This is a genomic window from Paramesorhizobium leguminum (assembly GCF_003217235.1).
GTDB lineage: Bacteria > Pseudomonadota > Alphaproteobacteria > Rhizobiales > Rhizobiaceae > Paramesorhizobium > Paramesorhizobium leguminum.
The window spans coordinates 55,199-80,533 of the sequence record NZ_QJTF01000016.1; the positions used below are offsets into that span (position 1 = coordinate 55,199).

The 25,335-nt window shown below is 61.7% G+C and carries 19 protein-coding genes and 1 pseudogene; 11 read left to right on the forward strand and 9 right to left on the reverse strand.

Going from position 1 to position 25,335, the window contains the following annotated elements:
* Positions 1 to 45 precede the first annotated feature (45 nt).
* Complete coding sequence (locus C7477_RS13415; RefSeq protein WP_110752954.1) at positions 46 to 507, reverse strand: Lrp/AsnC ligand binding domain-containing protein; 462 nt, start codon at positions 505 to 507, stop codon at positions 46 to 48.
* Positions 508 to 671: 164 nt separating this feature from the next.
* Between C7477_RS13415 and putA the strand changes: the two genes are divergently transcribed.
* Complete coding sequence (gene putA / locus C7477_RS13420; RefSeq protein WP_110752956.1) at positions 672 to 3,800, forward strand: bifunctional proline dehydrogenase/L-glutamate gamma-semialdehyde dehydrogenase PutA; 3,129 nt, start codon at positions 672 to 674, stop codon at positions 3,798 to 3,800.
* Between the two features lie 505 nt (positions 3,801 to 4,305).
* Here putA and C7477_RS13425 read toward each other — a convergent pair.
* Positions 4,306 to 4,569, reverse strand: coding sequence for a type II toxin-antitoxin system Phd/YefM family antitoxin (locus C7477_RS13425; protein WP_110752958.1), 264 nt, complete (start codon positions 4,567 to 4,569; stop codon positions 4,306 to 4,308).
* 312 nt (positions 4,570 to 4,881) lie between these two features.
* Here C7477_RS13425 and C7477_RS13430 point away from each other — a divergent pair, with 312 nt between their 5' ends.
* The 4 genes from C7477_RS13430 (at position 4,882) to C7477_RS13445 (ending at position 10,991) form a co-directional block, all read left to right on the forward strand.
* The gene (locus C7477_RS13430; protein ID WP_110752960.1) at positions 4,882 to 7,062 is read left to right on the forward strand and encodes an anthranilate synthase; all 2,181 of its coding nucleotides are present in this window, start codon (positions 4,882 to 4,884) and stop codon (positions 7,060 to 7,062) included.
* A gap of 98 nt (positions 7,063 to 7,160) precedes the next feature.
* Entirely contained in the window at positions 7,161 to 8,069 is a 909-nt protein-coding gene (locus tag C7477_RS13435; protein ID WP_110752962.1) for a cation diffusion facilitator family transporter, read from the forward strand.
* 459 nt (positions 8,070 to 8,528) lie between these two features.
* Positions 8,529 to 10,232 carry a 2-isopropylmalate synthase gene (gene leuA, locus C7477_RS13440; protein ID WP_110752964.1) on the forward strand — a complete coding sequence of 568 codons (1,704 nt, stop codon included), beginning with the start codon at positions 8,529 to 8,531 and terminating at the stop codon, positions 10,230 to 10,232.
* 117 nt (positions 10,233 to 10,349) lie between these two features.
* The gene (locus tag C7477_RS13445) at positions 10,350 to 10,991 is read left to right on the forward strand and encodes a hypothetical protein (protein ID WP_110752966.1); all 642 of its coding nucleotides are present in this window, start codon (positions 10,350 to 10,352) and stop codon (positions 10,989 to 10,991) included.
* A 23-nt stretch (positions 10,992 to 11,014) separates the two neighbouring features.
* Here C7477_RS13445 and C7477_RS13450 read toward each other — a convergent pair whose 3' ends face one another.
* Positions 11,015 to 11,917, reverse strand: coding sequence for a metallophosphoesterase family protein (locus tag C7477_RS13450; RefSeq protein ID WP_110752968.1), 903 nt, complete (start codon positions 11,915 to 11,917; stop codon positions 11,015 to 11,017).
* 50 nt (positions 11,918 to 11,967) lie between these two features.
* Between C7477_RS13450 and C7477_RS13455 the strand changes: the two genes are divergently transcribed.
* Together C7477_RS13455 and C7477_RS13460 are read left to right on the forward strand one after the other, a co-directional pair.
* Positions 11,968 to 12,438 (forward strand): NUDIX domain-containing protein, encoded by a 471-nt coding sequence (locus C7477_RS13455; RefSeq protein WP_245411834.1) that lies wholly within the window; start codon positions 11,968 to 11,970, stop codon positions 12,436 to 12,438.
* Between the two features lie 269 nt (positions 12,439 to 12,707).
* Complete coding sequence (locus C7477_RS13460) at positions 12,708 to 13,232, forward strand: GNAT family N-acetyltransferase (protein WP_110752970.1); 525 nt, start codon at positions 12,708 to 12,710, stop codon at positions 13,230 to 13,232.
* A 205-nt stretch (positions 13,233 to 13,437) separates the two neighbouring features.
* Here the strand turns inward: C7477_RS13460 and C7477_RS13470 are convergent, their stop codons facing one another.
* From C7477_RS13470 to C7477_RS13485, 4 genes are all read right to left on the reverse strand, one after another.
* Entirely contained in the window at positions 13,438 to 15,519 is a 2,082-nt protein-coding gene (locus C7477_RS13470; RefSeq protein ID WP_425373573.1) for a hypothetical protein, read from the reverse strand.
* Between the two features lie 69 nt (positions 15,520 to 15,588).
* The gene (locus tag C7477_RS13475; protein WP_110752972.1) at positions 15,589 to 18,432 is read right to left on the reverse strand and encodes a DUF4159 domain-containing protein; all 2,844 of its coding nucleotides are present in this window, start codon (positions 18,430 to 18,432) and stop codon (positions 15,589 to 15,591) included.
* Positions 18,429 to 19,331, reverse strand: coding sequence for a DUF58 domain-containing protein (locus C7477_RS13480; RefSeq protein WP_110752974.1), 903 nt, complete (start codon positions 19,329 to 19,331; stop codon positions 18,429 to 18,431). The genes C7477_RS13475 and C7477_RS13480 overlap by 4 nt, the downstream gene beginning before the upstream one ends.
* The gene (locus tag C7477_RS13485; protein ID WP_110752976.1) at positions 19,331 to 20,338 is read right to left on the reverse strand and encodes an AAA family ATPase; all 1,008 of its coding nucleotides are present in this window, start codon (positions 20,336 to 20,338) and stop codon (positions 19,331 to 19,333) included. Before C7477_RS13485 ends, C7477_RS13480 begins: the two co-directional genes overlap by 1 nt.
* A gap of 130 nt (positions 20,339 to 20,468) precedes the next feature.
* On the opposite strand from C7477_RS13485, the gene C7477_RS13490 reads away from it, so the two are divergent.
* The 3 genes from C7477_RS13490 to olsC all read left to right on the forward strand — a co-directional run bounded on the left by C7477_RS13490 (position 20,469) and on the right by olsC (position 23,256).
* The gene (locus tag C7477_RS13490; protein ID WP_110752978.1) at positions 20,469 to 21,098 is read left to right on the forward strand and encodes a DUF1285 domain-containing protein; all 630 of its coding nucleotides are present in this window, start codon (positions 20,469 to 20,471) and stop codon (positions 21,096 to 21,098) included.
* Positions 21,095 to 22,366, forward strand: a complete 1,272-nt coding sequence (locus tag C7477_RS13495; protein ID WP_110752980.1) for a CCA tRNA nucleotidyltransferase — start codon at positions 21,095 to 21,097, stop codon at positions 22,364 to 22,366. The genes C7477_RS13490 and C7477_RS13495 overlap by 4 nt, the downstream gene beginning before the upstream one ends.
* A gap of 71 nt (positions 22,367 to 22,437) precedes the next feature.
* Positions 22,438 to 23,256 carry an ornithine lipid ester-linked acyl 2-hydroxylase OlsC gene (gene olsC / locus C7477_RS13500; RefSeq protein ID WP_110752982.1) on the forward strand — a complete coding sequence of 273 codons (819 nt, stop codon included), beginning with the start codon at positions 22,438 to 22,440 and terminating at the stop codon, positions 23,254 to 23,256.
* Positions 23,257 to 23,400: 144 nt separating this feature from the next.
* On the opposite strand, the gene hemF is transcribed toward olsC, so the two are convergent.
* On the reverse strand, positions 23,401 to 24,315 hold the full coding sequence (gene hemF, locus C7477_RS13505) for an oxygen-dependent coproporphyrinogen oxidase (protein ID WP_110752984.1): 915 nt from the start codon (positions 24,313 to 24,315) through the stop codon (positions 23,401 to 23,403).
* Between the two features lie 158 nt (positions 24,316 to 24,473).
* Between hemF and C7477_RS13510 the strand changes: the two genes are divergently transcribed.
* Positions 24,474 to 24,734, forward strand: coding sequence for a hypothetical protein (locus C7477_RS13510; RefSeq protein ID WP_110752986.1), 261 nt, complete (start codon positions 24,474 to 24,476; stop codon positions 24,732 to 24,734).
* 131 nt (positions 24,735 to 24,865) lie between these two features.
* Here C7477_RS13510 and C7477_RS13515 read toward each other — a convergent pair.
* Positions 24,866 to 25,312, reverse strand: a pseudogene (locus tag C7477_RS13515) (tRNA (cytidine(34)-2'-O)-methyltransferase); the annotation flags it as partial.
* Positions 25,313 to 25,335 lie beyond the last annotated feature (23 nt).

A 25,335-nucleotide genomic window follows, 5' to 3' on the forward strand; every position in this document is an offset into this window, starting at 1 on the left:
TAGGGATTTTTAGCGGAGTAATTTAGCATAGAAAGTTATAGCCCCTCACACCGGAATATTCGCCGTCTCCTTCACCTCCTCCATGACAGCATAAGTATGCGTCTCCCTTATCCCCGGTAGCGACAACAGCGCATCCGAGAGAAACCGGCGGTAGTGTTCCATGTCGGCGACGCGGGCTTTGACGAGGTAGTCGAAGCCGCCGGCTACCATGTGGCATTCCATCACGTCGGGGTTCTTGCGCGTGGCTTCGGCGAAGATGTCGAAGACTTCGGGCGTGGTGCGGTCGAGCTTGATTTCGACGAAGACCAGCATCGAGCGGTCGAGCAGCTTGGGCGAGAGCCTTGCGGCATAGCCTGTTATATAGCCGTCGCGGGTGAGGCGCTTTACGCGTTCCGCCGTCGCCGTCTGCGACAGGTTGATGTGTTCGGCCAATTCGGTGTTGGTGAGCCTGCCATTGTCCTGCAGCGCGTGCAGGATCTTGCGGTCCATCTGGTCCAGGTCTTTCATTCCCTAAAAATCCCCCTTTTTAAGGATAAATCGCTATGGGACGTTCATTAATCCGTGAGAACAACTATGTAAAATAAAATATATGGGTGAAAACTCATTCGTTAGCCGCATTTACGCGAGGCTGGGCAGTTTGCCCGGCTGCAAAATGCTCCCAGGAGAAAAACATGACGGTCCAGGCCGCCCCCCGTGCTTCCGCAACGCCTTCTTCCCCGGCAACGGTGATCGCGCCGTTTTCGGCGCCTTATGCGCCGGATGACAATATAGTCGTTCCCGCGCTTTTGAAGGATGTCAGCTTCAGCGCGGAAGCCAACCGGCGCATCGATGAGCGGGCGGGGGGGTATATCGCCTCGATCCGCGCGCAGGCGAGCGGCATTGGCGGGGTGGAGGATTTCCTGCGCGAATATGGGCTTTCCACGCGTGAAGGTCTCGCGCTGATGGTGCTGGCGGAGGCGCTTTTGCGGGTGCCGGATGCGGCCACGCAGGACAAGCTCATCGAGGACAAGCTGAAGCAGGGCCGCTGGTCGGAATATGAGGCGCAGGGCGACACCTGGTTCGTCTCGGCCTCGGCCTGGGCGCTCGGCCTTTCCGCCAAGGTGATCAAGCCGGGCGAGACGCCGGAGGGCGTCATTGCTTCGCTGGTCAAGCGCATGGGCCTGCCGACGGTGCGCACGGCGACCAAGCAGGCGATGCGGTTTCTGGGCCATCATTTCGTGCTGGGCGAGACCATAGCGGAAGCATTGAAGCGGGCGCGTGCGAGCGAGGCCAAGGGCTATCGCCATTCCTTCGACATGCTGGGCGAGGGCGCGCGGACGCTGGCCGACGCCAAGCGCTATTACAAGTCTTATGCCGACGCGATCGATGCCATCGGCAAGGCGACGGGCAGCAAGCCTTTGCCTGACCGTATGGGCATTTCGGTCAAGCTCTCGGCGCTGCATCCGCGGTATCTCGCGACGCATCGCGAGCAGGTGCTGGAGGAGCTGGTGCCGGATGTGCTGGCCTTGGCGCAGAAGGCGATGGCCTATGATCTCAACTTCACCATCGACGCGGAGGAGGCGGACCGGCTGGAACTTTCGCTCGACGTGATCGACCGGGTGTTCGCCGATCCTTCGCTTGAAGGCTGGGACGGTTTCGGCCTCGCCATTCAGGCCTATCAGAAGCGGGCATTGCAGGTGATCGAGCATATCGAGCGGCTCACGGAAAAGCTTGGGCGGCGCATGATGGTGCGGCTCGTCAAGGGCGCCTATTGGGACACGGAGGTGAAGCGCGGGCAGGAGCGGGGGCTGGCGGATTATCCTGTTTTCACGCGCAAGCCGGCGACGGATGCTTCTTACTTGGCTTGCGCCAAGCGGATGCTTAGCGCACGCCCGCGCATCTTCCCGCAATTCGCCACGCATAATGCGCTGACGGTCGCCACGATTCTGGAGATAGCGGGCGGCGACAAGAGCGGCTTCGAGTTCCAGCGGCTGCATGGCATGGGCGAGAGCCTTTACAAGCAGATCACCGAAAAGGGCGAGAAGATCGCCTGCCGCATCTATGCGCCTGTTGGAGGCTATCGCGACCTGCTCGCCTATCTTGTGCGGCGGCTTCTGGAAAACGGCGCCAATTCCTCCTTCGTCTCGATGGTGGGCGATGAGAACATACCGATTTCCGAGCTGCTGGTGCGCCCGGCGCAAAAGCTGGAAGACGGCAGGGGCTATCGTAACCCGGCCATTCCATTGCCGCCCCAGCTTTATGGCAAGCGGCGCAATTCGGCGGGCATCGAATTCGGCGACCGCAAGGAACTGGCCGGGCTTTTGACCGGCATTGCCGCCATCAGGCGCAATGTGGATGCGGTGCCGCTCATTCCCGGTGTCACGGTGTTGAACCAGACGGAGCGGGTGACGTCGCCGGTCGATGGAAGCCAGGTCGGCACGGTGGTTCCGGCCACTGCGGAAGATGCCGGGCGGGCTGTCGAGGCCGCGCGCAAGGGCTTTGTCAAATGGTCGCGTGTGGCTGTGGAAGAACGGGCGGTGGCGCTGGAGCGGGCGAGCGATCTTCTGGAAGCAAACCGCGACCGGCTGATGGATTTGCTGACGCGCGAGGCGGGCAAGACGCTCGATGACGGTATCGCCGAAATCCGCGAGGCGGTGGATTTCTGCCGCTATTACGCGGCGGAGGGGCGTCGCCAGTTCGGCCATGATCAGGTCATGCCGGGGCCGACGGGCGAGGACGACCGGCTGCGCCATCGCGGGCGCGGCGTGTTCGTTTGCATATCCCCTTGGAATTTCCCGCTGGCGATTTTCCTTGGCCAGGTGACGGCGGCGCTTGCCGCGGGCAATGCGGTGATCGCCAAGCCGGCGCCGCAGACGCCGCTCATCGCCTTCGAGGCGGTGAAGCTGCTGCATGAGGCAGGCGTTCCCAAGGATGCCGTGCTCTATGTGCCGGGTGATGGCGCTGTCGGCGCGGCGCTCACCGCGCACCCAAGCATCGGCGGCGTCGCCTTCACCGGCTCGACCAAGACCGCCTGGGCAATCAACCGGACGCTTGCCGCCAAGGATGGCCCTATCGTGCCGCTGATCGCCGAAACGGGCGGCTTGAACGCGATGGTCGTGGACGCGACGGCGCTGGCCGAACAGGTGACGGACGATGTCGTCATGTCCGCCTTCCGCTCCGCCGGGCAGCGCTGTTCGGCGCTGCGCATCCTCTATCTGCAGGAGGATGTGGCCGATTCGATGCTCGAGATGATCGAGGGTGCGGCGCGGGAATTGGTGCTCGACGATCCGGCGTTGCCGTCAACGGATATAGGGCCGATCATCGATGAGGCGCAGCGGACGATGCTGGCGGAGCACATTACGGAAATGAAGAAGACGCAGAAGGTCAGCTTCGCCGGAACCGCGCCGAAGGAAGGCATTTTCTTCGCGCCGCATATCGTTGAGCTGGATCGCCCGGAAGCGCTGACGCGCGAAGTGTTCGGACCGATCCTGCATGTCGTGCGCTGGAAGGCGAGCGAACTCGACAAGGTGCTCGATTCCATCGCCGCTACCGGATACGGCCTCACCTTCGGGCTGCACACGCGCATCGAGGCGACGGTTGCCAAGGCGGTGGACCGGCTGGATGTCGGCAATATCTATGTCAACCGCAACATGATCGGCGCGGTGGTGGGCACGCAGCCCTTTGGCGGCTCGGGACTTTCCGGCACCGGGCCGAAGGCAGGCGGTCCGACCTATCTCACGCGCTTTGCGCTGGAGCAGGTGGTGTCGGTCAACACGGCCGCCGCGGGCGGAAACGCCAGCCTCATCGCTATGGGCGAATGACAGCGCGCATGCAGCCCAAGCGAGTCCGCTGGGCTGCATACTTCTTCAATGCTCGCTTCGGTAGTATTTTAGTAAGGATAGTTTCAACGTAAATGCGAAAAAAGCTTCCGAGCGAAGCTTTTTTCGCTTGCGAATCATTACAACCCAAGATAAGTATATATCCATACTAAATGCTTTTAAGCACGTAGTAGTTGCGAGTTCCCCGATACCCGAATATTGACATCCGGTATTCGGCTAAAGATCAGGTTTAGGGTTTCCGCCCCCGCCTACAACCCTTGCCTGATATTGTCCATGTTCTTGGGCAATGAAAGTCCGGACCGCTTCCACGGTCCGGACTTTTCTTATTTAATTCCCCATAAGGGGCGGTAAACTTTAAGCCTCGGCCTGTATCCCGTCATCCTCGCCCTTGTGGCGAGGATCTACTGCCGGTGCAATTTTCAAAGCATTACTTGTGGATCTCGGCAGATCCTCGCCATAAGGGCGAGGATGACGGGAAAGGCGCGGCTCATGCGGGAAAACCGTTCTCGTCATAGAGGAAATCCTGACTGCGCGCGGCACTTGGTCCGGGCGTAGCTTTCCCTGCAGCGGACGCGCGAATTTCCGCAATCGCCTCCATGCGCCTTTTGAATTCCTCCGGCGATACTTCGGGTTCCGGCACCAGCCGCACGGCGGCATTCCCCTGACCTGTCAGGATCACTTCATCTCCCGCCTCGGCACGGCGTACCAAATCGGCAAGTTGCTCTTTCGCTTCTGCAACGGATATGCGCATTGCGGTCTCCTGTCGTCGAGACTTCCCACGATGGCTTCCAGTTTATCATAAGCGCCCTTCCGGTGTAAGAGAGCAAACTTTCCAGTTGCAAGACGCACAAGTCGGGGCTAACAATTCCGCTCATGAACAATACGCGCGTTATCAAGACCAAGAATGGCTGGTGGTGGGTCCGCTGAAGCGGCCACGCAGTCGTTTTTGCACGCGCGCAAAAAGGAACAGGGCCGCAACGGGATTTCCGGGCGGCCTTTTTGTTTAGCCGTCCGCTTAATAAGCCGCCAAGGCTAAGGGCAACGAAGCTAAAGGACTGATGGCATGACTGCCGAGAACGAAGTGCATGATTATGTGACCGCCGGCGGCATCGGCATTGCGCGGACGCGGGTTGCCACGGCTTATGCCGGCGCGATCGAAGCCAGCATCGATGCGCTGGACGGGCGGCGCGGCGCGGTTTTCTCTTCCAATTATGAATATCCGGGGCGCTATACGCGCTGGGATACGGCGATCATCGATCCGCCTGTCATGATCACTTCGAACGGTCGGCGCATGAAGATCGAGGCGCTCAATGCGCGCGGGGCCGTGCTGCTGCGACCGATCCTCGATGTGCTCGAGCGTCTGCCTGATGTGACTGTTGTCGCGGCGGAGGAAAAGCTGATCGAGCTGACCATCGCCGAGCCGCAACGGTATTTCACAGAAGAGGAGCGCTCGCGCGCGCCTTCGGTGTTCACGGCCCTGCGTGCTATCGTCGGCCTGTTCTTTTCACAGGACGACGCCAGCCTTGGGCTCTATGGCGCATTCGGGTATGACCTCGCTTTCCAGTTCGATCCCATTGCATTCAAGCTTAAGCGTCCCGACGACCAGCGCGATCTGGTGCTTTATCTCCCCGACGAGATATTGGTCTGCGACCACTATTCGGCCAAGGCGTGGTTCGACCGGTATGAGTTTTCCTTCGAGGGAACCTCCACGGAAGGGCTGCCGCGCGAGACCAAGGCCGAGCCGTTCCAGCCTTCGGCCAGCATCCCGCCGCGCGGCGATCATCATCCGGGCGAGTTCGCGCAACTGGTCGAGAAGGCAAAGGAGAGCTTCAAGCGCGGCGATCTTTTCGAGGTGGTGCCGGGTCAGACCTTCTATGAGCGCTGCGAGACCAAGCCCTCGGAGATTTCGCGCCGGCTGAAGGCGATCAATCCGTCGCCCTATTCCTTCTTCATCAATCTGGGCGAGGGGGAATATCTGGTGGGCGCCTCGCCGGAGATGTTCGTGCGGGTCAATGGCCGGCGGATCGAGACCTGCCCGATTTCGGGCACGATCAAGCGCGGCGACGATGCGATCTCGGATTCGGAACAGATCCTCAAGCTGCTCAACTCCAAGAAGGACGAATCCGAACTGACCATGTGCTCGGATGTCGACCGCAACGACAAGAGCCGGGTGTGCGAGCCGGGCTCCGTCCGGGTCATCGGGCGGCGGCAGATCGAGATGTATTCGCGGCTGATCCACACCGTCGATCATATCGAGGGTCGCTTGCGCGAAGGCATGGACGCCTTCGACGGGTTCCTGAGCCATGCCTGGGCCGTGACGGTGACGGGGGCGCCGAAGCTCTGGGCGATGCGTTTCATCGAGGAAAACGAAAAGAGCCCGCGCGCCTGGTATGGCGGCGCGATCGGCATGGTGCATTTCAACGGCGACATGAACACCGGCCTGACGCTGCGCACCATCCGCATCAAGGATGGCATCGCGCAGGTGCGGGCGGGCGCGACGCTGCTCTACGATTCCATTCCCGAAGAGGAAGAGGCTGAGACGGAACTGAAGGCCTCCGCCATGCTCTCGGCCATTCGCGACGCGCACAAGCCCAATGCGGGCGGAGAGGCGCGCGCAGCGTCCCGCGTCGGCGAGGGGCTGTCGATCCTGCTCGTCGACCACGAGGATTCCTTCGTGCACACGCTGGCGAATTATTTCCGCCAGACCGGCGCGACGGTTTCAACGGTTCGCTCGCCGGTGGCGGAAGAACTGTTCGACCGGATCAAGCCGGACTTGGTCGTGCTTTCGCCTGGTCCAGGCAAGCCTGATGATTTCGACTGCAAAGGAACCATCGCCAAGGCGCGCGAGCGCAACCTGCCGATCTTCGGCGTCTGCCTCGGATTGCAGGCGCTCGCGGAGGCCTATGGCGGCACGCTCAGGCAATTGCATGAGCCGATGCACGGCAAGCCGTCGCGCATCCGTGTGCTCAAGCAGGGCCGCATCTTCTCCGGCCTTCCGAAAGAGGTGACCGTCGGGCGCTATCACTCGATCTTCGCCGATCCGGTGCGCCTGCCGGACGAATTCATCGTTACGGCAGAGACGGAGGACGGCGTCATCATGGCGTTCGAGCACAAGAAGGAGCCGATCGCGGCGGTGCAGTTCCACCCCGAATCGATTATGACGCTGGGCCATGACGCCGGAATGCGCATGATCGAAAATGTCGTGGCGCATCTGCCAAGGCGGGCGAAAGAACGAGCGGCGTGAAGGAATAGTGAGCGGTGAGCAGTAAGCCGTGAGCAGAGATCGCTATTTCGCTGCTCACTGCTCACTGCTCACGGCTTACTGCTCACTCGGGGAACCCTATGGACGCGAAGAAAAAGATTCAGCTTCTCTCCGCCTGGTCCATCCCGGTCGCGGCTTGCGTTCTTGCGCTGAAATATGTCGCCTTCGCCATCACCGGCTCAGTGGCGCTTTATTCCGATGCGCTTGAATCCATCGTCAATGTGATCGCGGCCTTCGCCGCCTGGTGGGCGATCCGCGTCAGCCACAAGCCAGCCGACCAGAACCATCCTTTCGGCCATCATAAGGCTGAATATTTTTCGGCGGTGCTCGAAGGCGTGCTCATCGTTCTGGCGGCGCTGCTGATTTTCCACCAGGCCTGGGGAGCGTTGCAGGCGCCGCGGACGCTGACCGATCCCTGGGTCGGTCTCGCCATCAATGGCGTGGCATGCGTCGTCAATTTCGTGTGGGCGCTTGTCCTCGTCCGCGCTGGTACCCAGGAAAAGTCTCCGGCGCTTCTCGCCGACGGCAAGCACATCATGACCGATGTGGTCACCTCGGCCGGGGTGGTTATCGGCCTCGTCGCGGCGGTATTCACGGGCTGGGATGTCCTCGATCCGCTTCTGGCGGTGATCGTTGCCCTCAACATCCTCTGGCAGGGCTGGCATGTCATCAATTCGTCGGTGCAGGGGCTGATGGATGTGGGCGTCGAGCTTGACGAGACCATCCGCATCCGCGACGTCATTTCAGCCAATGCGAGCGGGGCGCTTGAGGTGCACGATCTCAAAACCCGCATCGCCGGCCGCGCCACCTTCATCGAGTTCCACATGGTGGTGGAAGCCAAGATGAGCGTCGGCGACGCGCATGTCATCTGCGACCGCATCGAGGACGCGCTGAAGGCGATGATCCCGAGCGCCCGTGTGGTTATCCATGTGGAGCCGGAGGAAGAGGCGAAGCTGCCGAGGGGAACGGCCGCGGTGCCGTTTGCTTGAGGATTGGCATCCTCCTTCCCCCTTGCGGGGAAGGTGCCCGCGGAGCGGGCGGATGGGGGTGGCGACGGTTACACCTCTGCTGGAAACCGTAGCGCAAACGTCACCACCCCCACCCGGCCCTTCGGGCCACCCTCCCCGCAAGGGGGAGGGAAGGGGCGCTTTAATTTTCTTGCGTCCATCCATCACCTCGATTATCAATTGTTTCCATGACCACGCGCGCCGCCATCTCTCCTTCTGCCCGCTCCGTTTTCACGGACGCGACGGCGCGCGCGCCACTCTCGCTTCTTCTCGGCCTTATCGGCGACCGTCGGGCTCGTTGAGGGGAGCGTCCGGCGGTCGAATGGTCGCCAGACCTCATGCTCCCCAGCTTTTCATCACAATCGCACGAGATTAACGCCGCCGACATCCGGTCACATGCTGCCGGTATGTTGTTCCGGCCAGAGAGATACGAGAACCGCAATGAACGAGAACAAAGCTCCCTCCGCCTTTGCCAAGGGAATGCCCGTCGCCGCCACGAAGTACCAGGCTTACCCGGCGGTCGATATCCCCGACCGGACGTGGCCGGGAAAGCGCATCGAGAAGGCGCCGGTCTGGTGCTCCGTGGATTTGCGCGACGGCAATCAGGCGCTGATCGATCCGATGGGGCATGACCGCAAGGCGCGCATGTTCCAGCTCCTGCTCGACATGGGCTTCAAGGAAATCGAGATTGGCTTTCCCTCGGCGTCGCAGACCGATTTCGATTTCGCGCGCTGGTGCGTGGAGGAGGGGAATGTTCCTGACGATGTGTCGCTGCAGGTGCTGGTGCAGTGCCGGCCCGAGTTGATCACCCGCACCTTCGAGGCGCTGGAAGGCGCGCATCGCCCGATCATCCATTTCTACAATTCGACCAGCGAATTGCAGCGCCGGGTGGTGTTTGCCAAGGATGTGGCGGGCATCAAGCAGATCGCCACCGATGCGGCCAAGATGATCACCGACATGGCGGCGAAGGCGGGTGGCGGCTACCGTTTCGAATATTCGCCGGAGAGCTTTACCGGCACGGAGCTGGAAGTGGCGCTCGAAATCTGCAACGCGGTGACCGAGATCGTCAGGCCCACGCCCGAGAACAAGCTCATCATCAACCTGCCATCGACGGTGGAGATGGCCACGCCCAACATCTATGCCGACCAGATCGAATGGATGTGCCGCAATCTCGACAATCGCGAGAATTTGATCATCTCGCTGCATCCGCACAACGACCGTGGCACCGGCATCGCGGCGACCGAGCTTGGCCTCATGGCGGGCGCAGACCGGGTGGAGGGGACGCTGTTCGGCAATGGCGAGCGCACCGGCAATGTCGATGTGGTGACGCTGGCGCTCAATATGTTCACGCAGGGCGTCGATCCGGAACTCGACTGCACGGATATCAACCGGATGAAAGAGACTTACGAATATTCGAACCAGCTGAGGATCGCGGAGCGGCACCCTTACGTGGGCGAGCTCGTCTATACGGCGTTTTCGGGCTCGCATCAGGACGCGATCAACAAGGGCATGAAGGCGATCCGGCAGGCCAACAAGCCGCTGTGGGAAGTGCCTTATCTCCCCATCGATCCGCAGGATGTGGGGCGCTCCTACGAGGCGATCATCCGGATCAATTCTCAATCGGGCAAGGGCGGCATCGCCTATATCCTGCAGGCCGATTACGGGTTGAACCTGCCGCGCAATCTGCAGGTCGAGTTCCGCGACGTGATCCAGCAGATCACCGATGAGGAAGGCAAGGAGTTGCCGTCAAAGCGCATTCATGACGAGTTCCAGAGGGTCTATGTGGAGCAGCCCGCCGGGCGGCTGAAGTTTATCGACCATCACACCTACCCGGACCCTGAGCGCAAGGGACGCCGGATCATGGCCGCTGAAATTCTCGACAATGGCGAGACGAAGCGGATCGAGGGCAATGGAACCGGGCCGGTTGACGGCTTCGTCGATGCGCTGTCGCATTATCTCGGCGTCAAGCTTTCGGTGGTCGATTATTCGGAGCACTCGCTGCGCCAAGGCTCCGATGCCTCGGCTGTCTGCTATATGGAAATCGCCCATCCCGGCGGCAAGATTTTCGGTGTCGGCATCAATGACAACATCGTCACCGCTTCGCTTGAGGCAATCATCTCGGCGGCGAACAGGGTGATTGGGTAGGGCAGTAAGGCAATAGGGCAGTAGGGCAATATGTAACCAAAAACATACTGACTTATTGCCTTCCTGCCCTATTCCCCTTTAGGTTGATGGCTGATTAACCGAGACACGGAACATGCCATGAGCGAGAAGAGCGAAAAGGCCGGTTCAGCCGGAGCTACGGTGCACCGGCTTTCGGAAGCGATGCGCTTGGCGAAAATCGCCGCGGCAGACCGTGGTGATGTCGTGATCGACATGAAGGAGGCTGATCGCATTCGGCTGGAACTTCTGGCGCAGGATCTTCAGCCGGTGTTCGATGAGGTTCCCGCCGACGATCCGCAATGGGATTTCGCGCTTTCCACCGGCTTGCAGCCGCGCTTGTGGATCGACGCCACCGCGCATGTGATGATGGCGCGCGATCGTCGCACCTATCGTTTCGTCCGCGATACGCGGCTGGGGCGTATCGTCGTGGCCGAAACGATCGACATCAAGCCTATTTCCGATGCCGTGACCGCCTATATCGCGGAGCGCATTGTTGAGCGGGAACGCCTTCTCGAAGGCGATCTCGTCTCCTTGCGCGGCGGTGAGCCGGTGGCGAACGTTCCGCGACAAGAGGCTGCGAAAGTGCCGGTTTCCGTACAGGCGGCAGCGCTTGCCGTGCCGCCCAGACGCAGCCGCTGGACCGGCTTCGTTGCCGGGCTCGTCTGGTTTTTGATCGGCGCGCTTATCGCGTGCGGCCTGGTGCTGGTGCTTTTGCAGGATCGGATTGGCATGGTGGTTTGAGAGTGAATAGTGCTATTCACTACTTACACGAGCTCATGCTCAGCGATCGTTACGACTTCCTCATCCGGGCCGACGATGCCACGCTCAGTCAGGCGGCATGTCCACGTTCCATCTTCCCGTTTTCCAATACTGAAAAGATTGAAACGCGCCGCGGGGCGCTTCCCGCCCAAATTCTGGCTGGCGGAGGGGACGCAGATGACGGGCACTTTTCCCGAAGGGCCTTCGATCGCATGGCGGGTGGCGAGGTGGGTGTGGCCGTGAATGATCAACTCCGCGCCATGTTTTGCGATGATTTTCTGGAACCGCCTGATGCCGAAGAGCCGCTTGTGGGCGGGCGCAGCGCCGCGCACCGGCGGATGATGGATCATCACCACCCGGAACAGACCGCGCCTGGCCGCCTCATCCAGCATCTTCCCTAAGCGTTCAGCTTGTTGGCGGCTGAAGTCACCACTTGCCAGGAAGGGCGCGGTGGCGCGCGCGGAGGAAACACCGATCAGCGCTACGTCTTCGCGTACGCGCATATAGGGAAACTCTACACGATTGCCGGCATTATCGATGCCATCGCCGCGCATCCATGGCTCCCAGAGGTGGCAGGCCTTGTCGAGCGCGCCGGGCACATAGGCGTCGTGATTACCCGGAACAAGGGAGACATCCGCGGGGGCGCCCAGCGTTTCGAGCCAGAGCCTTGCTGTCTCCAATTCAAGGTTGAGCGCCAGATTGACGAGATCGCCCGTGACGGCGATATGATCCGGGGCGAGGGCCTTGATATCGGTAGTCAGCGCTTCGAGCACGCCGCCGGTCATTGTGCCCTGGCGGTTGCGCAGCCAGTTGATGTAGCCGGTGATGCGCTTGGACATCAGCTCCCGATAGGTGATGCCGGGGAGCGGGGAAAGATGTATGTCGGAAATGTGCGCCAAGTGAAACATGCGGACGGGTTTAAACCCGGATGCCGGATAAAAGCAAGGAAACGCCAGATATGACGCAAACCGGCAGGAAAGTGCGGCGCTGGCTGTTCCGTACCTATTTCCTGTTGCGCCGCCCGATGACGCTGGGCGTTCGCGCGGCGGTGCTGGACGAGGCGGCGGGCACGGTATTCCTCGTCCGCCATACATATCTGCCGGGCTGGCACCTGCCTGGCGGCGGAGTGGAAACCGGCGAGACTTTCGCCGAAGCGCTGGCCAAGGAATTGCGGGAGGAGGGCAATATAGAGCTGACCGGGCCGGCGGAGCTTTTTGCGCTCTATATGAATGCCCATGCCTCCAGGCGCGATCACGCGGCGCTCTATGTCTGCCGTCATTTCCGGCAGCGCGGCCCACGCCTCGCAAATTGGGAAATCGCCGAGGTCGGGTTCTTTCCCCTCGATGCCCTGCCGGAGGGGACCACCGCTTCCACCCGCCGGCGCCTTAAAGAGATCCTTGAAGGGGAGACGCCGACTGAGCTGTGGTGAATATCCAAGCGGTTTGAATCGGTGGGGATGGTATTCCGGCAAAACGATTCAGGCTGTAACGGCTTGGCAACCACCTATGATTAATTTCGTTTACGTCGGTGCGTTTTGGTGTTAGGAGCCGTCTGTACATTTGGGAGATATGTCTTTGACGGGAATGCTCTTCATCCGACGATGATACCGGACCGGCGCTCAAGCGCTGCGTAGCACCTGTCCGCGCCTTGCTTTTCCGCTCCAGGCGCGCCGATTTCTCAAATTGCGATCCTCTTGCCATGTTGCAACTCGAACTGACCTACGCGCAGGAAGACCCCGCGCACGATCCCGAGATCGAAGCCATCAATGCCGAGGCCTTCGGGCCGGGGCGTTTTACCCGCGCGGCCTATCGCATCCGCGAGGGCGGGGCGCATGATCGCGCGCTGTCCTTCGTTGCCCTGCAAGGCGGCATTGTCGTGGGTTCCGTACGGATGACGCACGTGGTGATCGGCACGACGCCGGCGTTGCTGCTTGGTCCGCTCGCCGTGCGACCTGAATGGAAGAACCGCGGCATTGGCCGGGCGCTGATGCGCATGGCTATGGACGCGGCGAGGCTCGCCGGCCATCGGCTGGTGGTGCTCGTGGGCGACGCGCCTTATTATGAGCCTTTCGGCTTCAGCAAGGTGGAACCTGGCCAGATATCGATGCCCGCGCCTGTCGATCCCAACCGGATGCTCGCCTGCGAGCTTGTCCCGCAGGCGCTGGAGAATGTTTCAGGGGTGATGAGGCACGCGGCGAGGGCTTGGACGGCGTTTTTAAAATAGAACCGCTGGTGGGGCATCTCACCCCCCTCTGCCTTGCCAGGCATCTCCCCCTCAAGGGGGGAGATTACGCCTTCATGAAGGTTGGCACCAATCGCAAACGTTGAAGATTGGGCAGCAAAATTTGTGTCAGCCAATCTCCCCCCTTGAGGGGGAGATGCCTGGCAAGGCAGAGGGGGGTGAGAACGTCGAGCAGAAATTTCTGCCCCTACCGCCCCTCGCGATACCACATGCCCCCCAGCACCAGCAGCATGGCGGCAAGGGCCAGGAAGCCCGAGAAGAGCGGCAGGCTGTGCACGCTTTTCAGCGCCGTATCGCCGGTTTCGTGCAAACCGATCCAGCTTTTGCCGCTTGCCGCACCTGCGTTGCGCACGGAGATGATACCGGGCGTCTCGATGTCTGCCTGACCGGGCGCCGCCCGCAGGCGCCGGACGCTGCCGCCGGTCTCGTTTGCCAGCGGTTCCAGCTTGGCTATGGTCGAGACGCTGTCGGCGAATTCCGGCGCGTCGACGGGGCCGATATGCGCAAGCGTGTTCAAATCGCCGTTGGCGACCTGGAACAGGCCGATTTCATCGGTTTGAAGCGTGCCGCTGAAAATGCCTGGTCCGCTCTGTATAAGCGGTACTTCCAGTCGCTTGCCGGACGGAGTGACGACATTGGCATTACCGGGATTGTCGCCGAGCGTCTGTCGCCGGATTTGCAGCGCGCCGCCATTGTCGCTCGCCGTTAGCGCTTCCTCCTCCAGTTCCGGTTCCTGCATTAGCCAGTGGGCGATGCGGCGGTAGAGCGCGGCATAGGGGCCGCCGCCCTCGAAGCCGCGCGCCCAGAGCCAGCCCTGATCGGAGAGGAACATGCCGACACGGCCTTCACCGACCCGGTTGAGAACCAGGAGCGGCTTGTTGTCGGCGCCGTTCATGATGGTTTCGCCCTGTGGCTGGTTCACATCGACGATGCGGAACCAGCGGCTCCAATGCGGCGGTTCCTGGCCTCCGCCTTCCAGACCTCGCGTTACGGGATGGCGTTTGCCCAGATCGGTCAGGCGCGGATAGAAGGCCTTCTCGGTGATCCCACCGGTCGGAAGCGCCGGCAGGGCGTTGAAAAGCGGCGTGTTTGCGATCGATCGATCACCGGCATATTCGGACCCGGCGGCGATGAGCAACGCGCCGCCGTTTTGCACATATTGGGCCATGAAATCATAGTAGATCAGAGGCATCACGTCGCGATGCTGATATCGATCGAGAATGATCAGATCGAAATCCTCGATCTTTTCCACGAAAAGCTCGCGCGTCGGGAAGGCAATCAACGACAGTTCATGAATCGGCGTGCCATCCTGCTTTTCCGGCGGGCGCAGAATGGTGAAATGGACGAGATCGACGGAGGCGTCAGATTTGAGAAGATTGCGCCAGGTCCGCTCGCCATTATGCGGTTCGCCCGAGACGAGCAGTACCTTCAGATTGTCGCGGATGCCATCGACCTTTGTCACGGCGCGATTGTTGGTTTCGGTCAGTTCGCCGGGCAGGGGATCGGTACGGATTTCGACGATGTTGGCGCCGGCCCGGGGCAAGGTGACTTCCACTGGCGTCTCGACACCGATGCGCGCGTTTTGCTCATTCACGACTTCGCCGTTTACGAGGGTTTGCACACGCGCCGTTCCTTCGCCCGGTGAAGCGCCGCCTTCATCGGTGACGGTATAGACGAATTGCTGCGGCTTGGCGGTGATGCCGAAGCGCGGCGCATTCACGAAGCGGATGCGGCGGTCGATCTCCTCGGGTGTTCCGGTGATCAATCCATGCAGGGGCGCATTGAAGCCAAGCGCGGCGGCGTTCTGCGGAATGTCGTGCACCTGACCGTCGGTAATCACGATCGCGCCGCCGACGCGCGAGGGCGGCACATCGCGGAAAGCAGTCCCCAGCGCCTGGAACAGCCGGGTTGACGTGCTGCCTGAGCGGCCTGCTTCGACCACGCGCACGTCGAATTGCGGCAGTTTGCCAAGCTCTTGCTGTACCTTCGTCAAGGCGGCGTCGGCATCGGCTTGCCTGTTGCCCAGATCCTGGCTCTGGCTGCGATCGACGACGACGGCGACGACGCTTTTCAGCGGCTCGCGCTCTTCATCTGTTAGCACCGGATTGAGGAGGGCGAGCGCGAGGGCTACGAGCGCCAACAGCCGGATGAAGCCGCCGCGACTGCGGAAAAACAGCCCTGATAGCACCAGCAGCGCCAGCGGGCCAAGGATCGCGGCGAGCCAGGGCATCGAGAAAAGCGGCTGAAAATCGAGGGATATGTGCTGCATCATCCGCATCTCATTTTATTTTTCCGCATGATCTTACCTGGAAGTCTGCAACTTTTCGGGATCAAACAGCTAGTTCCCCAGCCGCTCAAGCAGAGCCGGGACGTGCACCTGATCGGATTTATAGTTGCCGGTGAGCATATACATCATGATGTTCACTCCGCCGCGCAGCGCATAGGCGCGCTGCATCGGATCGTTCGGCACGGTGGGCAGCAGCGGCGCGCCTCGGGAATCAATGGCCCATGCACCCGCCAGATCGTTGGCGGTGATGAGGATGGGGCTGACCCCGTCGCCGGTGCGTACCGGGCGATCCTGGCGCGTTTCACCATTGAGCGAGGCTTCCACCCAAAGCGGGGCGCCGCGATAGCGACCGGGAAAATCCGGCATGATGTAGAAGGATTTGCTCAAGACATGATCGCTTGGAACGGGTTCGAGCGGCGGCACGTTCATGCTGTCGAGAATGGCGCGCAGGCGTTGGCCGGAGGGGGTGGTTCCGCCGGGCGCGGCGCTTGCGGCAAGCTCGTCACGAGTGTCGAAGAGGACGGTTCCCCCGCCTTGCATATAGGCATCGACGCGGGCGATCGCGGTTTCATTCGGCATCGGCGCATTGGCGTCAATCGGCCAGTAGATCAGCGGATAGAACGACAGCTCGTCACGCGCCGGATCGACGCCGATCGGCTCGCCCGGCTCCAGCGCGGTCTTCTCCTTCAAAAATTGGGTCAGGCCTTCCAGCCCGGCCTTGCTGATGTCATCGACAGCCTTATCGCCGGTGACGATATAGGCGAGGTGGGTGGCTGAAACCGCTGATATCATCGCCTGGTCGCCGGGTTTTGCATCGTCGGGCGCGGATGGCGCCACCTGGGCCAAGGCATGTCCGCCTGAAAACGGTGCGGCTGCCGTGAAAAAGCCCGCCAGCAGCATGATGCCGAGGGCGGCTGTCTTGCGCCGGGGCAGGCGGAGATGGCCGCCGAGCCACAGCATCAGCAGGGTATCGAGCGCCAGCAGCATGGCGGCTGCGGCGAATAGGGGACCGCGCAAAGAGATCGACTCGTCCGCTGCATAGACCGTTGCCGAGACGGGAAAGGGGAGCGATGGCTGGATCAGCGGCGCAAGCTCCGATTTCGAGCCCAGGAGATTGAGCGCATAAAGCGCATCATCGGAGCCGTAGAAGCCGGGCGGGTTGTCGTAACTCACTTGCGGGGCACCATCGCCACCCACGGCAAGGGGCTTGGTTTCCGGCGCGGGTGGTTTCAGCGAGCCATCCGCCGCGAGGATCAGATAGGGCGGTAGCGAGACGGCGCTCGAACCTTTCTCGCCGCCGCCCGCGCGTGAAAGGACAATGATGCGGCGGAGCATTTCGACGAAGACGCCGCTGATGGGTAAATTGGACCACGCGGCGTCGGGCGCGACATGAAAGAGCACGATACGGCCCCGATCCCGTGTTTCCCCTGATATGAGCGGCGTTCCGTCGGCAAGGCTGGCCCACGTCTTTTCGGGCAAGTCGGGAGATGGCTCCGCCAGCACCTGCCGCGTCACGGTGACATCCTTGGGCGTGGCTAGTCCGGCGAACGGGCCTGACGCCGCAAACGCCGAAAGCGGCTGCGGCGCGGTCCAGGTAAGCGTTCCGCCAAGCGCGCGTTCGCCGCGGCGAAGCGTGACCGGCAGCAATGTATCGTCACTGCTCGCGCCGGCAAGTTTTGGGCCTGCGAAGCGGATGAGCGTTCCGCCCCTGGATACCCAATCGGCGAGCCGCTCTTCGGCGGCTTGCGGCAGTTTGCCGATATCGGCCATCACGAGCACTGACGGTTTCTGGTCGAGCAGTTCCGGGACGGCCTGGGCAAGATCGGTGGTGCGCGGCTCGATCAGATCGGCATAGGGCTGCAGGGCGCGGGAGATATAATAGAGCGGCGAAAGCAACGGCTGGGCGGCGGCGACATCGGCCTCGGCGCCGGAAAGCAGCGCCACGCGCCGGCGCTTCGTGTTGTCGTCGAGCAGACGTGTCGCAGCAGCTTGGCTGGCGCCATCGATGCGCAGGCTGGAGAAATCATTGCGCAACTCGATCGGCGCCGCGATGCGAGCCTCGGCCACGCTCGCTCCGGGGGAAAAGGCGAGGCTGGCTTCTCCAATGCGCCGGCCTTTGTTGTCGAATGCGGCGACGGTGGCGCTGCGCGACCCGCCGGCGCCCATCGGCCGGATGGCGTGGACCACGAGCGCGTCGGCGCCATTTTCGACCGAGGTGAGGCCGAGGAGGTTTGCGGTATCCGGCCTGTACCAGAGCAGTGAGGCCGCGCCGCTTTTTTCCAGCGATTTGGTTGCATCCTCAGCGTCGCCGGTAAGGATGCCGTCGCTGAGCCAGGCGATGCGGGCGCCGGGCGTAGGCGCGAGCGCCGGGGCGAGGCGTTCGAATGCGGCCTTCCGGTCAACCGGGATCGGGCGTGGTTCCATCGCCTGCAATCGCTCCCGCGCGCCGGCTGCGTCGAACGGGCCGATTTGCGCGTTGGCGCGCTCCGCCGTGCCGACCAGATAGATCGGCGCGCCTGCCCGTGCAGCGTCTGCGATCAGTCGCTCCGCCGTCTCGCGCCGTTGCTCCCACGCCTCGGCGGATGCCCAGCCATTATCGACAATGATGGCGACAGGCCCGTTGCCGGAGAGCGTGACGGGGCGCGGGTTCCAGACGGGTTCCGCCAGCGCTAAAATTACCAGCGCGGCTATGAGGAGGCGCAGCAGCGTCATCCACCACGGGCTTCGGTTGGGGGTCTGCTCCTGTCTCAGCACATGGGCTAGAATTTTGAGCGGCGGGAACACCTCTTTTTGCGGAGGCGGCGGCGTCATGCGTAAGAGCCACCAGATCACCGGCAACGTGATGAGGCCGACAAGCAGCATCGGTGCGCCGAAAGCCAGCGGAAGCGCGTTCATGCCGCGGCTCCTGGACCGGACATATGCATATGCACCCGCATCAGCGCTTCCGACGCCGGGCGGTCGGTGCGATTGACGGTGAAGCTCCAGCCAAGCCGCCTGCAATGGTGGGCCAACGTTTCGCGGCGGGCGAGGTAGAGCCTGCGATATTCCTCCGCGTAATTTTCAGCCCGGCCCGCGGTGATGCGCTCGCCTGTTTCCGGGTCGCTGAATTCGGTGCGGCCGGAATAGGGAAACACCTCTTCCGCCGGGTCTGCGATCTCGATCAAATGCGCATGGGCGCCGCGCTGCGCCAGCCGGTCGAGCAGTGCCAGCATCTCTTCGAGCGGATGGAGGAAATCGCTGACGAGTACGATGTCGGAGAAACGCCTGACATTGGCGACATCGGGCAAAGCAGGCATGGTTTTGGCGTGGCTAAGAGCCGTGGCCAGCCTTTCCGCGCCGTTGCGGGCGGAGAATGGATCGGCGATGCCGGGGAAGGCGATGCGCTCGCCGCCGCGCGACAGGAGTTCCGCCAGCGCCAGCGTGATGATGAGTGAGCGCCACTCCTTGGAAACTTCGCCAAGGTTGGACTTATACCGCATGGAAGCGGAGGGATCGGCCCAGAGCCAGACGGTATGCGCGGCTTCCCACTCGCGGTCGCGGACATAGGTGTGATCATCGCGGGCCGAGCGCCGCCAGTCGATACGCGACAGCGCCTCGCCCTGGTTGTAGGGCCGGAACTGCCAGAAATTCTCGCCAATGCCGCGACGACGGCGCCCATGCCAGCCGCTGATGGCGGTATTGGCCACACGCCGGGCCTCGACCAGAAGGTCCGGTACAAGCGCCGCGCGCTGCCTGGCGCGGGCAAGCGCGTCGGCTGTTAAGGCCGGTTCGGCAAGCGCGCCAAGCGCCGCCATCAAATGGCAGCCTTCACGAGATTGGCAATGACGTCGCGAACGTTCATGCCATCGGCGCGGGCGGCGAAGGTGAGAGCCATGCGGTGCTGGAGGACTGGCTCCGCCAGCGCCTTCACATCGTCCACCGAGGGGGCGAGACGGCCATCATAGAGCGCGCGCGCCCGGGCGCAGAGCATGATCGCCTGGCTCGCGCGCGGGCCCGGTCCCCATGCAATATGACGATCCGCCTCGTTGTTGCCCTCTCCAGGGCGGGCGGAACGCACGAGTTTCAGGATCGCCTCCACGACCGTTTCCGAAACCGGCATGCGGCGGATGAGTGTCTGCATTTCCTTCAACCGCGCTGCGGTGATGACTTCGCGGGCCTTTGCTTGCAAAGTGCCGGTGGTCTCCAGCAGAATGCGGCGTTCCGCGTCGAGTTCCGGATAGAAGATGTCGATCTGCATGAGAAAGCGGTCAAGCTGGGCCTCGGGAAGCGGATAGGTGCCCTCCTGCTCCAGCGGGTTTTGCGTCGCCAGCACATGGAAGGGGGAGGGCAGGTCGTGGCGCTCGCCCGCGACGGTCACATGATATTCCTGCATGGCCTGCAGAAGCGCGGACTGCGTACGCGGGCTTGCGCGGTTGATCTCGTCCGCCATCAGGAGCTGGGCGAAGATCGGCCCCTTCACATAGCGGAAGGAGCGGCGTCCGTCGGCATCCTGCTCCATCACTTCGGAGCCGATGATATCCGATGGCATCAGGTCGGGCGTGAACTGAATGCGGCGCTCGTCCAGTCCCAGCACGGTACCCAGCGTTTCCACCAGCTTGGTCTTGGCAAGGCCGGGGAGACCGACCAGCAGCGCATGGCCGCCCGCCAGCAGCGCCACCAGCGCGCGCTCGACGACATTTTCCTGCCCGAAGATAACCGTGCCTACGGCTTCGCGAATTCTTGCGATGTCCGCAAGGGCGCGCTCGGCTTCGGCCACCAGCACCTTGGGGTCGATGGGATCGGCTGTTGTAACGACGCTCATGGTTTCCCTCTCCAACATTCCCCGGTGCTGACCCTAAAGGGCGCAGCGTAGCCTGCAATAAGTTAAATCACTTTGACGTGCTGACAAGCCGGGGGACGATGACTATTTCGTGGCGTATCCTTAATTATCGATGGATAGACTGAGTCGCATGGAAAAAAGCAGGTCAACTCCGCAACACGCCTCCGGGCTGGAGGCGCTTATCGCCCGTGCGCGCGCCGAGGCGGGGGAAAAAGGCTTGCCGCCGGTGGAGAAGTGGAACCCGGATTTCTGCGGCGATATCGAAATGGAAATCCGCGCAGATGGGACCTGGTTCTATATGGGGACGCCGATCGGCCGCCAGCCGCTGGTGCGGCTCTTTTCGACGATCCTGCGCAAGGATGAGGATGGCCGCACCTATCTGGTGACGCCGGTGGAAAAAGTCGGTATTCGCGTCGAGGATGCGCCGTTTCTGGCGGTGGAGATGGATGTGTCGGGCGAGGGGGCTACCCAGGTCCTGACGTTCCGCACCAATGTGGGCGATGTGGTGGAAGCGGGGCCGGAACATCCGTTGCGTTTCGAAATTGACGAGGCGAATGGAGGACTGAAACCGTACCTCACGGTACGCGGGCGGTTGGAGGCATTGCTGGCGCGGCCGGTCATGTATGATCTGGTGGCGCGGGGCGAAGAAATGAAAATCGGCGTCCAAAAGATGTTCGCCGTGTGGTCGAAGGGCGCAATCTTCCCGATTTCGCCTGCCGATGATCTGGAGATTTTCAAGTGAACGATATTGTTTCCATAGCCGGGCGTGCGCCGTGGCTCTCCAACAAGCATCTGCAGACGCTGCTGGCCGCGCTTTCGAGCGGCGGCGAGGAGGCGCGTGTCGTGGGCGGCGCGGTGCGCAATACGCTTATGGGCCAGAAGGTTGCCGATATCGATATCGCGACGACGACATTGCCCGAAGAGACCATATCCCGCGCGAAAGGCCTTGGCTTCAAGGCCATTCCGACCGGCATCGAGCACGGGACGGTGACGGTCGTCGCCGCCGGCAAGCCTTTCGAGGTGACGACACTGCGCGCCGATCTCGAAACCGATGGGCGGCGGGCGAAGGTCGCGTTTGGACGTGACTGGAGGCTTGACGCGGAGCGGCGCGATTTCACCATCAACGCGCTCTATGCCAAAGCGGACGGCACGGTGATCGACGATGTCGGCGGCCTCAAGGATATCGAGACGCGGACGTTGCGGTTTATCGGCGATGCCGAGGCGCGGATCCAGGAAGATTATTTGCGCATCCTGCGCTTCTTCCGCTTCTTCGCCTGGTATGGAACCGGGCGGCCGGAAGCGCAGGGGCTGAAGGCCTGTTCGCGGCTGAAGGATGGGCTTACGGGCCTGTCGAAGGAGCGGATATGGGAGGAGATGAAGAAGCTTCTCTTAGCGCCCGATCCTTCGCGAGCGCTGCTCTGGATGCGTCAGACGGGTGTCCTGAACGTGGTCCTGCCGGAAAGCGAGAAATGGGGCATCGATGCCATTCATGGGCTTGTGCGGGCCGAACAGGATCTGGGCTGGCAGGCCGATCCGCTGCTGCGGCTGATGAGCATCGTTCCGCCTGATGCCGTCCGCATGGAGGAATTGGGCAAGCGGCTGAAAATGGCGAATGCCGAGAGGGCGCGGCTTGAAGCATGGGCGCGCGCCGATGCGGTGAAGCCGGAGCTTTCCGAGCAGGCATTGAAGAAGATGATCTATCGCGGCAGCAAACAGGCGGTGCTGGACCGCATCCGGCTTGCCTATGCGGCGGCGCGCGAGGCAGCCGCGGGCAGCGATGAGGCGATGATGCGTGCCGGCGGCTTCGCGCGTCAGCTGGAGAACGCGGAAAGCTATGCAGCTCCAGTCTTCCCGGTTACGGGGGGGGATCTACTGGCACTGGGCATGGAAAAGGGCCCGGTGCTTGGAGAACAATTGCGGTCGCTTGAAACTTTCTGGATCGACTCCGGTTTTAAACTTGACCGATCGGCGCTTCTGGACAAAGTTGATCGCAATAAAACGAACAATTAAGCATCTGTAAAATTCAGCCGTGATTTAGCTATTCTATGGCTGGCGATGTGCCAGTGTTGGAGTGAGTGAGAATGTCGAGCGTCAATACATCGATAGAGCAGGAACCCAAGCAGAATTTCGGCACCGATGGCCTCGCGCCCATGGACAGGCCAAGCCGGATCACCCGGTTTTTCATGGGGATCGTTGCCTTTGCCGAGCGGCTCAATCTGAAATATGCCAAGCTTGGCAATCCGCCGGTTTATGACAACGCCACTTTTCCCTGGTCGGCGGAGATCGAGAAGGAATGGCCGGCCATCCGTGGGGAATTGGACAAGGTACTGTTGCGCCAGAGCGAGTTGCCTTCGTTCCAGGACATCTCGACGGATGTGAAGACGATCTCGACCGATAATCGCTGGAAGACCTTCTTCCTGCTTGGGTTCGGCGTGAAGTCGGAGCAGAACATCAATGCCTGCCCCGAAACCTGGCGTATCGTGAACAAGATACCGGGCCTGACGACGGCAATGTTCTCGATCTTCGAGCCAGGCAAGCACCTGCCTCCGCATCGCGGGCCTTATAATGGCGTGCTGCGGCTTCATCTGGGGTTGATCGTGCCGGAACCGAACGACAAGCTCGCCATCCGCGTGGACAAGCAGGTCTGCCATTGGCACGAAGGAAAGGTGCTGATTTTCGACGATGCCTATGAGCACGAAGCCTGGAACCACACCGACAAGACGCGCGTGGTGCTGTTCGTCGATTTCGTGAAGCCGCTGAAGTTCCCCGCTCGCTTCGTCAACTGGTGCCTGATGAACCTCGCCATCTTCACGCCCTTCATCAAGGAGGGGCTGGATAACCACAATGAATGGGAGAAGAAGTTTTATGCGGAGGCGGAGAAGCTGAGGAATCAGAAATAGGGGAATAGGGCAGTAAGGCAATAGGGCAGTATGTTTTGGAATTTGCTATTGCCCATTCGCGCAATATTCTTTCCCTACTGCCCTACTGCCCTACTGCCCTACTGCCCTACTGCCCTACTGCCCTACTGCCCTACTGCCTTTAAATTACGGCCATTTCACCGCTGGCGGCATGGATGAGAGAATCGCGTCGACGTTGCCGCCGGTCTTGAGGCCGAAGAGAGTGCCACGGTCGTAGAGGAGGTTGAACTCGACATAGCGGCCGCGCCGGACGAGTTGTTCCTGCCGGTCTTCGGCGGTCCAGTCCAGGTTGAAGTTCTGCCGCACGAGGTGCGGGTAGATTACCGAAAAGCCACGACCAACGTCGCGGGTGAAATTGAAATCCGCGTCCCACCCGCCGGCTTCCTCCGGGGAATGCAGCCAGTCGTAGAAGATGCCGCCGATGCCGCGCGGTTCGTCGCGATGGGGCAAGAAGAAATATTCGTCGCACCATTGCTTGAGCTTATCATAGTCGGCGACATTGGAATGCCTGTCGCAGACGAACTTCAGCGCCTTGTGGAAGGCTATCGTGTCGGGATCGTCCTGTGTGCGGCGGTGATCCAGCACCGGCGTCAAATCCGCGCCGCCGCCGAACCACTGGCGCGAGGTGACGACCATGCGTGTGTTCATGTGCACGGCGGGCACATTGGGGTTCTGCGGATGAGCAATGAGCGAAATGCCGGACGCCCAGAAGCGCGGGTCTTCTTCCGCGCCGGGGATCTGGCTGCGGAATTCGGGCGAGAATTCGCCGAACACGGTCGAGGCGTGCACGCCGACCTTCTCGAACACGCGGCCATGCATGACCGACATGACGCCACCGCCGCCATTGCCTTCTTCGCGCTGCCATGGGGTCTGGACGAAACGGCCGGGCTCGCGGTCGGCAAGCGGGCCTTCAAGCTCATCCTCAAGCTGTTCAAAAGTCGCGCAAATCTTGTCGCGCAATTCCTCGAACCAGGCTTTGGCGAGGGCTTTCTTTTCCTCAAGTTCGGGGGGGAGGTCGGTGGGAATCTCAGGGCGTTGCATTAGAAAATTAATCCTTTTTTATTAAGTGATAGCAAAATTAGCGTGATGCGGCAAAGGGATAAGATCGGGAGCGGCACTTTGACTCCCAAGAAATGACTCGTCTTGCCACTTTATCCAAGCTACCTTGGGCTGGCCAAGGGTTTTTGCGAGGGTTCGCCATGGCAGCCAATCTACCCCGCCCGCCACTCAGCGGGCTGCGCAAACAGCTGCGAGAAGGCCGCGCCCGCAAGGAGCGCCTGCCGCGCGATGGCTTTGTGCGCGAGACATTCACGCTGCCGCGCCCTGACGCCCGCGAAAAGGCGCGGGAATGGTTCGCCATGTTTCCCAAGGCGGCCTATTGGACCGAGATCGAAAGCTGGTGCGAGCGGCCGGGCGACGTGATCGAGTTTACCATGCGACGGTTGCCGACGGCGGATTAGTGCGTCGTTGCCGACAGCAACTGTCTTCAGAGCGCTTCCTTGCCGACCGGAGCGCCAAAATCCAATTCTTCGTGGGAATTGCCGGGAGTAATATCCGCCACGAGCCTTTCAAGCGTATATTCCGGCTGATTAAGCTGCCTCATCGCCTCCCCAGCAGCCATCGCCGCCGTGAGCGCGAGGTTGAGCGAGCGGGCGGTCTCTACCATTGGGATCAGCAATCGCGCATCTGCCCCTTCATGCACATGATCGGGCACGCCGGACGATTCACGCCCGAAGAGGAGCACGTCGCCGGGGTTGAAGGTAAAGCGCGTATAGGGTTCGGCGCCCTTGGTCGAGAACAGCACCAGGCGGCGGCCTTCGCGCTTTCGCCATGCCTCGAAAGCAGCCCAGTCGAGATGGCGGGTGAGGGCGGCCTGTTCGAGATAATCCATTCCGGCGCGGCGCAAGGCCCTGTCGGAGATGTCGAACCCCGCCGGTTCGATGATATCCACGCCAATGCCGAGGCAGGCCGCCATGCGCAGGATTGTGCCCGTGTTGCCGGGGATATCGGGTTGGTAAAGGGCGATGCGGAGATTCATGGAGGCGTCTCTTGGGGAGGGGC

Bases quoted from the DNA above. Each gene is read 5' to 3' on its own strand.
- C7477_RS13415 (WP_110752954.1), bottom strand. From the start codon at position 507: ATGAAAGACCTGGACCAGATGGACCGCAAGATCCTGCACGCGCTGCAG.
- putA (WP_110752956.1), top strand. From the start codon at position 672: ATGACGGTCCAGGCCGCCCCCCGTGCTTCCGCAACGCCTTCTTCCCCG.
- C7477_RS13425 (WP_110752958.1), bottom strand. From the start codon at position 4,569: ATGCGCATATCCGTTGCAGAAGCGAAAGAGCAACTTGCCGATTTGGTA.
- C7477_RS13430 (WP_110752960.1), top strand. From the start codon at position 4,882: ATGACTGCCGAGAACGAAGTGCATGATTATGTGACCGCCGGCGGCATC.
- C7477_RS13435 (WP_110752962.1), top strand. From the start codon at position 7,161: ATGGACGCGAAGAAAAAGATTCAGCTTCTCTCCGCCTGGTCCATCCCG.
- leuA (WP_110752964.1), top strand. From the start codon at position 8,529: ATGAACGAGAACAAAGCTCCCTCCGCCTTTGCCAAGGGAATGCCCGTC.
- C7477_RS13445 (WP_110752966.1), top strand. From the start codon at position 10,350: ATGAGCGAGAAGAGCGAAAAGGCCGGTTCAGCCGGAGCTACGGTGCAC.
- C7477_RS13450 (WP_110752968.1), bottom strand. From the start codon at position 11,917: ATGTTTCACTTGGCGCACATTTCCGACATACATCTTTCCCCGCTCCCC.
- C7477_RS13455 (WP_245411834.1), top strand. From the start codon at position 11,968: ATGACGCAAACCGGCAGGAAAGTGCGGCGCTGGCTGTTCCGTACCTAT.
- C7477_RS13460 (WP_110752970.1), top strand. From the start codon at position 12,708: ATGTTGCAACTCGAACTGACCTACGCGCAGGAAGACCCCGCGCACGAT.
- C7477_RS13470 (WP_425373573.1), bottom strand. From the start codon at position 15,519: ATGCAGCACATATCCCTCGATTTTCAGCCGCTTTTCTCGATGCCCTGG.
- C7477_RS13475 (WP_110752972.1), bottom strand. From the start codon at position 18,432: ATGAACGCGCTTCCGCTGGCTTTCGGCGCACCGATGCTGCTTGTCGGC.
- C7477_RS13480 (WP_110752974.1), bottom strand. From the start codon at position 19,331: ATGGCGGCGCTTGGCGCGCTTGCCGAACCGGCCTTAACAGCCGACGCG.
- C7477_RS13485 (WP_110752976.1), bottom strand. From the start codon at position 20,338: ATGAGCGTCGTTACAACAGCCGATCCCATCGACCCCAAGGTGCTGGTG.
- C7477_RS13490 (WP_110752978.1), top strand. From the start codon at position 20,469: ATGGATAGACTGAGTCGCATGGAAAAAAGCAGGTCAACTCCGCAACAC.
- olsC (WP_110752982.1), top strand. From the start codon at position 22,438: ATGTCGAGCGTCAATACATCGATAGAGCAGGAACCCAAGCAGAATTTC.
- hemF (WP_110752984.1), bottom strand. From the start codon at position 24,315: ATGCAACGCCCTGAGATTCCCACCGACCTCCCCCCCGAACTTGAGGAA.
- C7477_RS13510 (WP_110752986.1), top strand. From the start codon at position 24,474: ATGGCAGCCAATCTACCCCGCCCGCCACTCAGCGGGCTGCGCAAACAG.